This is a genomic window from Streptomyces sp. IBSBF 3136 (assembly GCF_036815105.1).
In the GTDB taxonomy this organism is placed as follows: domain Bacteria; phylum Actinomycetota; class Actinomycetes; order Streptomycetales; family Streptomycetaceae; genus Streptomyces.
Map to the genome: position 1 here is coordinate 1 of NZ_JAJSZC010000277.1, position 8,748 is coordinate 8,748.

The 8,748-nt window shown below is 70.5% G+C and carries 8 protein-coding genes; 2 read left to right on the top strand and 6 right to left on the bottom strand.

Going from position 1 to position 8,748, the window contains the following annotated elements; translation table 11 throughout:
- Window positions 1–372, bottom strand: a 372-nt coding sequence (locus V7E45_RS35895; protein WP_333778463.1) for an MFS transporter, incomplete at its 3' end; no start/stop codon positions are given.
- Window positions 373–578: 206 nt separating this feature from the next.
- Between V7E45_RS35895 and aroQ the strand changes: the two genes are divergently transcribed.
- Window positions 579–1,052 (top strand): type II 3-dehydroquinate dehydratase, encoded by a 474-nt coding sequence (aroQ, locus tag V7E45_RS35900; protein WP_333778464.1) that lies wholly within the window; start codon window positions 579–581, stop codon window positions 1,050–1,052.
- A gap of 10 nt (window positions 1,053–1,062) precedes the next feature.
- On the opposite strand, the gene V7E45_RS35905 is transcribed toward aroQ, so the two are convergent.
- From V7E45_RS35905 to V7E45_RS35925, 5 genes are all read right to left on the bottom strand, one after another.
- Window positions 1,063–1,830 carry an amino acid ABC transporter ATP-binding protein gene (locus V7E45_RS35905; protein WP_333778465.1) on the bottom strand — a complete coding sequence of 256 codons (768 nt, stop codon included), beginning with the start codon at window positions 1,828–1,830 and terminating at the stop codon, window positions 1,063–1,065.
- Entirely contained in the window at window positions 1,827–2,768 is a 942-nt protein-coding gene (locus V7E45_RS35910; RefSeq protein ID WP_333778466.1) for an amino acid ABC transporter permease, read from the bottom strand. The genes V7E45_RS35905 and V7E45_RS35910 overlap by 4 nt, the downstream gene beginning before the upstream one ends.
- Window positions 2,765–3,649, bottom strand: coding sequence for an ABC transporter substrate-binding protein (locus V7E45_RS35915; protein WP_333778467.1), 885 nt, complete (start codon window positions 3,647–3,649; stop codon window positions 2,765–2,767). Before V7E45_RS35915 ends, V7E45_RS35910 begins: the two co-directional genes overlap by 4 nt.
- Window positions 3,650–3,996: 347 nt before the next feature.
- Window positions 3,997–4,653 (bottom strand): MBL fold metallo-hydrolase, encoded by a 657-nt coding sequence (locus V7E45_RS35920; RefSeq protein ID WP_333778469.1) that lies wholly within the window; start codon window positions 4,651–4,653, stop codon window positions 3,997–3,999.
- A 44-nt stretch (window positions 4,654–4,697) separates the two neighbouring features.
- Window positions 4,698–5,384 (bottom strand): maleylpyruvate isomerase family mycothiol-dependent enzyme, encoded by a 687-nt coding sequence (locus tag V7E45_RS35925; RefSeq protein ID WP_333778470.1) that lies wholly within the window; start codon window positions 5,382–5,384, stop codon window positions 4,698–4,700.
- A gap of 225 nt (window positions 5,385–5,609) precedes the next feature.
- Here V7E45_RS35925 and uvrA point away from each other — a divergent pair, with 225 nt between their 5' ends.
- A complete protein-coding gene (uvrA, locus tag V7E45_RS35930; protein WP_333778471.1) occupies window positions 5,610–8,636 on the top strand; it encodes an excinuclease ABC subunit UvrA in 3,027 nt (1,008 codons plus the stop codon).
- The last annotated feature ends 112 nt before the right edge of the window (window positions 8,637–8,748 follow it).

Here is an 8,748-nt window from a genome sequence, read left to right on the forward strand (position 1 = left end):
CCACTCCCCGCCGAGCCCCAGCCCCTGCAGGAAACGCAGGACGAGCAGCAGCACGGGAGCGGCCACGCCGATGGACCCGTAGGCCGGCACACAGCCGACCGCGACCGTCGAGGCGCCGGTCAGCAGCAGCGAGACCACGAGCACCGGCCGCCGCCCGCGCCGGTCCCCGAGGTGCCCGAACAGGACCGAGCCCAGCGGCCGGGCCACGAACCCCACCCCGAACGTCACGAACGCGGCCAGAGTCCCCGCCACCGGCGAGAACCCCGGGAAGAAAAGCGGCCCCAGGACCAGCGCCGCCGCGGTCCCGTAGACGAAGAAGTCGTAGAACTCGATCGCGGTGCCCGCGAGCGAGGCGGCCGCGAGCCGCGGCATGGAAGGGCTCCTTGCGGCCCGTACAGCGTGCATGCCGCCTCAACCGCCAGAAGTGATCAAGGGTTACGGGGGCGTGCGGAGGCGATCACCGGGTCCCGGCGCACGCCGAGGCGGCCGGCGGACACCGGCCCTGGCCGGGGGCGCGGACCGTGATAGACCGGGTCCGACAAGGCGGTCGCAGCCGCCCCGACCGGACCGGAGGAACCGTGCCCCGCACCCTGGCCAACGCCCCGATCATGATCCTCAACGGGCCCAACCTGAACCTCCTCGGCCAGCGCCAGCCCGAGATCTACGGAAAGGACACCCTCGCCGACGTCGAGGCGATGTGCGCCGATGCGGCGGCCACGTACGGCGGCACGGTGGACCTCCGGCAGTCCAACCACGAGGGCGAGCTGGTCGACTGGATCCACGAGGCGCGCCTAGGCCACTGCGGGATCGTCATCAACCCCGGCGCCTACTCCCACACCTCGGTCGCGATCCTGGACGCGCTCAACACCTGCGACGGGATGCCCGTGCTTGAGGTGCACATCTCCAACATCCACCAGCGTGAGTCGTTCCGGCACCACAGCTACGTCTCGCTGCGCGCCGACGGCGTGATCGCGGGCTGCGGGGTGCAGGGCTACGTGTTCGGCGTGGAGCGGATCGCCGCCCTGCTGGGCGCGGCGCGGGCCGACACGTAACCCCGCGCGGCTACAGGCGGCCGGCCTCCACGATCCGCCGCAGGAACCGCCGGGTGCGCTCCTGCCGCGGCTCGCCGAAGACCTGCTCGGCGGTGCCGCGTTCCAGCACCACCCCTCCGTCCAGGAAGCAGACCTGGTCGGCGACGTCCCGGGCGAAACCCATCTCGTGCGTCGCCAGCACCATGGTCATGCCCTCGTCCTTGAGGTCCCGGACGACGTTCAGCACCTCGCCCACGAGTTCGGGGTCGAGCGCCGCCGTGATCTCGTCGAACAACAGCAGCCGGGGCCGCACGGCGAGCGCCCGCACGATCGCCGCACGCTGCTGCTGGCCGCCGCTGAGCCGGTCCGGGTAGGCGTCCGCCTTGTCCGCCAGGCCGAGGCGCTCCAGCAGCCCCCTGGCCCGCTCCTCGGCCTCTGCGCGGGACGCCCCGTGCACCCGGCGCGGGGCGAGGGTGATGTTGTCCAGCACGGTCATGTGCGGGAAGAGGTTGTACGCCTGGAACACCACTCCGATCCGCCGCCGCACCGCGTCCTGGTCGGCGCGCGGGTCGGTGATCTCCTCGCCGTCCAGCCAGATCGCGCCGTCGTCGATCTCCTCCAGAAGGTTGGCGCAGCGCAGCAGCGTGGACTTGCCGGAGCCCGAGGCGCCGATCAGCGCGGTCACCGTGTGCGGGGCGACCTCCAGGTCGACGTCCCGCAGCACGACCGAGTCCCCGAAGGTCTTGCGGACGGACTCCATCCGCAGCACGGCCGCGTCGTCGCCGGGTGCCGTACTCATAGCGATCCTCCCTGGGTCCGCTGTCGGTCCATCCTGGCCGTCACCCAGTCGGTGAAGCGGGTCATGGGGATGGTCAGCGCCACGAACACCAGGCCCGCGACGATGTACGGCGTGTAGTTCAGACTGCGGCCCACGATGATGTCGGCCGCGCGGACGGCGTCGATCGCGCCCCCGATCGACACCAGGCCGGTGTCCTTCTGCAGCGACACCAGGTCGTTGAGCAGGGGCGGCACCTGACGGCGCACTGCCTGGGGGAGCACCACGTAGCGCAGGGCCTGCCGGTTGGTCAGGCCCAGCGAGCGGGCCGCGGCGCGCTGCGAGGGGTGGACGGACTCGATGCCGGCGCGGAACACCTCGGCCACGTACGCCGAGTACGTCAGCGTCAGCGCCGTACCGCCCAGCAGCACCGGGTCGACCGTCACGCCCTGCAGCCGCAGCGCGGGCACGCCGAGGACCACGATCATCAGGTTGATGATCAGGGGCAGTCCCCGGAAGAAGTCGGTGTACGCCGCCGCCAGCGTGCGCAGCGGGAAGAACACCGGGCCGCGCAGGGTCCGGGCGATCGCGATGAGCATGCCGAGGACCAGCACGGCGGCGCCGCAGACGAACAGGAGGCGGACGTTCAGCCACAGCCCGTCGAGGACTTTCGGGAGCGCCTCGCGCGCGTAGTGCGCGCTGAAAAACGTCTCCTCGGTGCGCGGCCAGCCGGGCGCGTTGACCACGATCAGGTAGAGGACGACGGCGGTGACCAGGGTGGAGAGCGCGGCGACGGCCGTGGCGCGGCGGGCGCGCGACCTTTTGTAGCGTTCGCGCTCCAGGCGCCGCCCGGAGGGCGTGTAGCCGTCCGCGGCGCCCGGGACCGCGTCCCCGGCGCCGCCGGTCATGTCGCCCTCGCCGTCCGCCCCCTCCCGGGCGGACTCGCCCTTGGTGACCGTCACTTGAGCACCGGTGCGTCGACGGCGTCGGAGAGCCACTGCTTCTCGATCTTCGCCAGGGTGCCGTCCTTGCGCAGGGCGTCGACGGCGCCGCTCACGCACGAGGTCAGTGCGCTGCCCTTGTCGAGCACGAGCCCGAACTGCTCGGGCGCGGCGCCCTGGTTCTCGAACTGGCCGACGATCCGGGCGTTCGTCACCTCGGCGGAGGTGATGTAGAACGCGGTGGGCAGGTCGGTGACGACGGCGTCGACCTGACCGTTCTTCAGCGCGGACTTGGCCTGGTCGTTCTTGGCGTACACCGCGGCCTGCTGCTTCGGCTTCACCACGTCGGTGATGTAGTCGAGGCTGGTGGTGCCCACCTGGGCGCCCAGCTTGAGGTTCCTCAGGGCCGCGATAGTCGTCGCCTTGGCGGCCCTGCCGCCCTTGAGCGCGATGACGGCCTGGCGGACGTCGTAGTAACCGGAGGAGAAGTCCACGGCCTTCTTGCGCTCGGCGCTGATCGAGACCTGGTTGATGTCGAAGTCGAAGGTCTTCACACCGGGCGCGAACGCCTTGTTGAAGGGGACGCTCTGCCAGACCACCGCGCCGCGGCCGTAGCCCAGTCGTTCGGCCACGGCGTAGGCGACGGCGGACTCGAAGCCCTTGCCGTTCGCCGGCTTGTCGTCCTTGAACCAGGGCTCGTAGGCCGGTTCGTCGGTCGCGATGGTCAGCTTCCCGGACGTCTTGGTGGCCAGCTTGCCCTGGGCGCAGCTCTTCGCGGCGGACCCCGACGAGGGGGCCGATGCCTTGTCCTCGGGCTGCGGAGCACAGCCGACGGTGGTGGCGAGCAGGGCTATGGTCGCGGCGGATACCGCGCGGCGCAGGGCGCGAGGGGCAGGGTGCATGGCGGGAGATTGGCAGCGAACCCCCTGTTTGTCCAGGTCACGGGGGTAACTGTCCGCATGGTGGGAACGGTGTTGCAGCCGTGTGAACGCCGCCCGTTGTAGGCCTGCCCCGGCCTGGGCCGCCGGTCGAGGGCGGGGTTGGAGACCGGCGGCCCTGCCGCTCAGGAGCCGTCATCCTGTGCGGGGCCAGTACCAGTTGACTGCCCGGCGGCGCTCGCCGGGAGCGCGCACGCGAGTCCGGCGAGTGCGAACCGTTCACACGGGGCGCGTTCGGTGGAGTGCGCGCCGGGCGTGGTCATTGGTGTGCGCCCGGCGCGCGGTACCCCGCGCCCGCGCGGGTGCCCTTGTCACCAGCCGCGCGCGTGCCACTCCGGCAGATGTGGCCGTTCCGTGCCCAGCGTGGTGTCGTTCCCGTGTCCCGGGTACACCCACGTCTCGTCCGGCAGCACGTCGAAGATCCTCGTCTCGACGTCGTGGATCAGGCTGGCGAAGGCCTCCGGGTCCTTGTGGGTGTTGCCGACACCGCCCGGGAAGAGGCAGTCGCCGGTGAACACGTGCGGGTGGCCGTGCGGGTCGTCGTAGACCAGGACGATGGAGCCCGGGGTGTGCCCGACGATATGGCGAGCGGTGAGTTCCACCCGGCCCACCCTGATGACGTCGCCGTCGTCGACCAGGACGTCGGTGGGCACCGGGATGCCGGGCGCGTCCTCCCGGCCCGCGTAGGTGCGGGCGCCCGTGGCGGAGACGACCTCGGCGAGCGCCTGCCAGTGGTCGCCGTGCTGGTGGGTGGTGACGACGGACGCGATGCCGTCGTCACCGATCATGCCGAGCAGGGTCCGCGCCTCGTTGGCGGCGTCGATGAGCAGTTGCTCGTCGGTGGCCCGGCAGCGCAGCAGATAGGCGTTGTTGTCCATCGGGCCGACCGCGATCTTGGTGATCATCAGGTCTTTCAGCTCGTGCACGTCCGCCGGTCCGCCGACCTTGACCTCTCCGCTGTACATCATGGCGGCAGCCTATAGCGGCAAGGCGCCGGCGGACCGTCGTCGCGCTAGAGCGGCGGGAGCTCGGGCAGCGCGCCGCCGGTGGCCTCCAGGGCCTCGCCCTCGCGGCGGCCGGCGAGCCAGCCGAGCAGGTCCGCGGGGCTTCCGCTGACCGTGACCTCGGGCTCGGCAGCCGCGCGTCCCGTGCTCCACGCGCGCGTGGAGGCCGTGACCCTGGTCGCCGGGACGTCGGGGTGGCCGGAGAACCGCTGCGTCAGGAAGTCGATCTCACGCTCGGTGAACTCGGCCGGAAGATCCTCCAGCTCGTAGCCGATCCCCAGGTCGACGTGGTGCAGCTCGACCTCGATCCACCGCCGGAAGGGCACCCGGGCCGCGGCGTCGGTGACCCCGTTGCGCAGTTCCACCGTGCGCCCCCAGTCCGCCGGCGCGGCCCCCGTGGCCTCGAACCGGGCCGCGCTCTCGCGCACGTCGGTGAGCTGGACGTCCAGGGGGCGCGGGGCGTCCCTCTCGATGTCGGCGTCCCGGGCCTCGGCGCTCGCGTACATGGGGCGGCCCCCGAGGACGTTCACGAGGGCGTCCGCGTTGCGGGCGAGGTGGGCGAGGACGTGCCCGCGGGTCCAGCCCGGCAGGCGTGACGGCTCGGCGAGCGCTGCGTTGTCCATTTCGACGACAGCGCTGAGGAGCCGCTCGGTCGCGTCATGTACACATGCCAGGTCATGAGCGTGATCAATCATGGGCCTGACATTAGCCTCACCACACCTTCGGGTGAAGGTGGTGAAGCTCGTCCGTAAATCGAATGCCCGTGCTATATCGTCGAGAGTGGCGTCGGGCATGAACGAGAGCCGGGGATTGTTATGCATCCCGGAATCCGACCGGCGTTGTCAGTGGCTCCCCCTAGTCTCGAAGAAGCACGGGGGCCCCGGCCCCTGTCACTTCTCTCAAGAAAGGTGCGGACCGGCGTGGCCGACCGTCTCATCGTCCGTGGCGCGCGTGAGCACAATCTGAAGAATGTCTCGCTCGACCTGCCTCGTGACTCGCTCATCGTCTTCACGGGTCTGTCCGGGTCGGGCAAGTCCTCCCTGGCCTTCGACACGATCTTCGCCGAGGGGCAGCGGCGGTACGTCGAGTCGCTCTCCTCGTACGCCCGGCAGTTCCTCGGCCAGATGGACAAGCCGGACGTCGACTTCATCGAGGGCCTGTCCCCGGCGGTCTCGATCGACCAGAAGTCGACCTCGCGCAACCCGCGCTCCACGGTCGGCACCATCACCGAGGTCTACGACTACCTGCGCCTGCTCTTCGCACGCGTCGGCAAGCCCCACTGCCCCGAGTGCGGCCGCCCCATCTCGCGCCAGTCACCGCAGGCCATCGTCGACAAGGTGCTGGAGCTGCCCGAAGGCAGTCGCTTCCAGGTCCTGTCGCCGCTGGTGCGCGAGCGCAAGGGCGAGTTCGTCGACCTCTTCGCCGACCTGCAGACCAAGGGCTACTCCCGCGCACGCGTCGACGGCCAGACCATCCAGCTGTCCGACCCGCCGACCCTGAAGAAGCAGGAGAAGCACACCATCGAGGTGGTCATCGACCGCCTCACGGTGAAGGACACCGCCAAGCGCCGCCTCACCGACTCCGTGGAGACCGCCCTCGGCCTGTCCGGCGGCATGGTCGTGCTCGACTTCGTCGACCTGCCCGAGGACGACCCCGAGCGCGAGCGCATGTACTCGGAGCACCTGTACTGCCCGTACGACGACCTGTCCTTCGAGGAGCTGGAGCCCCGCTCCTTCTCCTTCAACTCGCCCTTCGGCGCCTGCCCCGAGTGCACCGGCATCGGCACGCGCATGGAGGTCGACCCCGAGCTGATCGTCCCGGACGAGGACAAGTCCCTGGACGAGGGGGCCATCCACCCCTGGTCGCACGGTCACACCAAGGACTACTTCGGCCGTCTCATCGGCGCCCTCGCCGACGCGCTCGGCTTCCGCACCGACATCCCCTTCGCCGGGCTGCCGCAGCGCGCGAAGAAGGCCCTGCTCCAGGGACACAAGACGCAGATCGAGGTCCGCTACCGCAATCGGTACGGCCGCGAGCGCGTCTACACCACGCCCTTCGAGGGCGCGGTGCCCTTCGTGAAGCGCCGGCACAGTGAGGCCGAGAGCGACGCCAGCCGTGAGCGCTTCGAGGGCTACATGCGCGAGGTGCCCTGCCCCTCCTGCCAGGGCACGCGCCTGAAGCCGATCGTCCTGGCCGTCACGATCATGGACAAGTCGATCGCCGAGGTCGCCGCGATGTCGATCAGCGACTGCGCGGACTTCCTGGGCGAGCTGAAGCTGAACGCGCGCGACAAGAAGATCGCCGAGCGCGTCCTGAAGGAGGTCAACGAGCGGCTGCGGTTCCTCGTCGACGTCGGCCTCGACTACCTCTCCCTCAACCGCGCGGCCGGCACCCTCTCCGGCGGCGAGGCCCAGCGCATCCGCCTGGCCACCCAGATCGGCTCCGGCCTCGTAGGCGTCCTGTACGTCCTCGACGAGCCGTCCATCGGCCTGCACCAGCGCGACAACCACCGGCTGATCGAGACCCTGGTCCGGCTGCGCGACATGGGCAACACGCTCATCGTCGTGGAGCACGACGAGGACACGATCAAGGTCGCCGACTGGATCGTGGACATCGGCCCCGGCGCCGGTGAGCACGGCGGCAAGGTCGTGCACAGCGGCTCCCTGAAGGAACTGCTGGCCAACACCGAGTCGCAGACCGGCCAGTACCTCTCGGGCCGCAAGGCCATCCCGCTCCCGGACGTCCGCCGCCCCCGCGACCCGTCCCGGCAGCTCACCGTGCACGGCGCCCGGGAGAACAACCTCCAGGACATCGACGTGTCCTTCCCGCTCGGCGTGTTCACCGCCGTCACGGGCGTGTCCGGATCCGGCAAGTCGACGCTGGTCAACGACATTCTCTACACGCACCTGGCCCGTGAGCTGAACGGCGCGCGCAACGTCCCCGGACGGCACACGCGCGTGGACGGCGACGACCTCGTGGACAAGGTCGTGCACGTCGACCAGTCGCCGATCGGCCGCACCCCGCGGTCCAACCCGGCGACCTACACCGGCGTCTTCGACCACATCCGCAAGCTGTTCGCCGAGACCACCGAGGCGAAGGTCCGCGGCTACCTGCCCGGACGCTTCTCCTTCAACGTCAAGGGCGGCCGCTGCGAGAACTGCGCGGGTGACGGCACGATCAAGATCGAGATGAACTTCCTGCCGGACGTCTACGTCCCGTGCGAGGTCTGCCACGGCGCCCGGTACAACCGGGAGACCCTGGACGTCCACTACAAGGGCAAGTCCATCGCCGACGTGCTGAACATGCCGATCGAGGAGGCCACCGACTTCTTCGAGGCGGTCCCGGCCATCTCCCGGCACCTGAGGACGCTGAAGGACGTCGGCCTCGGGTACGTGCGGCTCGGCCAGTCCGCGACCACCCTGTCCGGTGGCGAGGCGCAGCGTGTGAAGCTCGCCAGCGAACTGCAGAAGCGCTCCACCGGCCGGACGGTCTACGTCCTGGACGAGCCGACCACCGGCCTGCACTTCGAGGACATCAGCAAGCTGCTGACGGTCCTCTCCGGCCTGGTCGACAAGGGCAACACGGTCATCGTCATCGAGCACAACCTCGACGTGATCAAGACCGCCGACTGGCTCGTCGACATGGGTCCGGAGGGCGGCGCCGGCGGTGGCCTCGTGGTCGCCGAGGGCACGCCCGAGGAGGTCGCCGGTGTTCCGGCCAGCCACACCGGCAAGTTCCTGCGCGACGTCCTCGGTGCCGACCGCATCAGCGACGCGCAGCCGGTGAAGGCGTCGCGCGGCACGGCGGCCCGGAAGACCGCCGCGGCGAGGTCGACGGCGAAGAAGACGGTGACGGCCAAGGCCGACGGCAAGACGGTCGGCAAGGCCGCCGCGGTCACGAAGAAGGCGGCACCGGCGAAGAAGGCGACCCGGGCCCGCAAGGCCTGAGCCGGAACGGGTGACATGCCCTGACATGCCATCAAAAAAGCGGGGGGGGGGGGGGGGGCCCCCCCCCGGGCCCCCCGCGGGGGGGGGCGTTGAACCCCCCCCCCCCCCGGCC

Bases quoted from the DNA above. Each gene is read 5' to 3' on its own strand.
- V7E45_RS35925 (WP_333778470.1), bottom strand. From the start codon at position 5,384: ATGATTGATCACGCTCATGACCTGGCATGTGTACATGACGCGACCGAG.
- V7E45_RS35920 (WP_333778469.1), bottom strand. From the start codon at position 4,653: ATGATGTACAGCGGAGAGGTCAAGGTCGGCGGACCGGCGGACGTGCAC.
- V7E45_RS35915 (WP_333778467.1), bottom strand. From the start codon at position 3,649: ATGCACCCTGCCCCTCGCGCCCTGCGCCGCGCGGTATCCGCCGCGACC.
- V7E45_RS35905 (WP_333778465.1), bottom strand. From the start codon at position 1,830: ATGAGTACGGCACCCGGCGACGACGCGGCCGTGCTGCGGATGGAGTCC.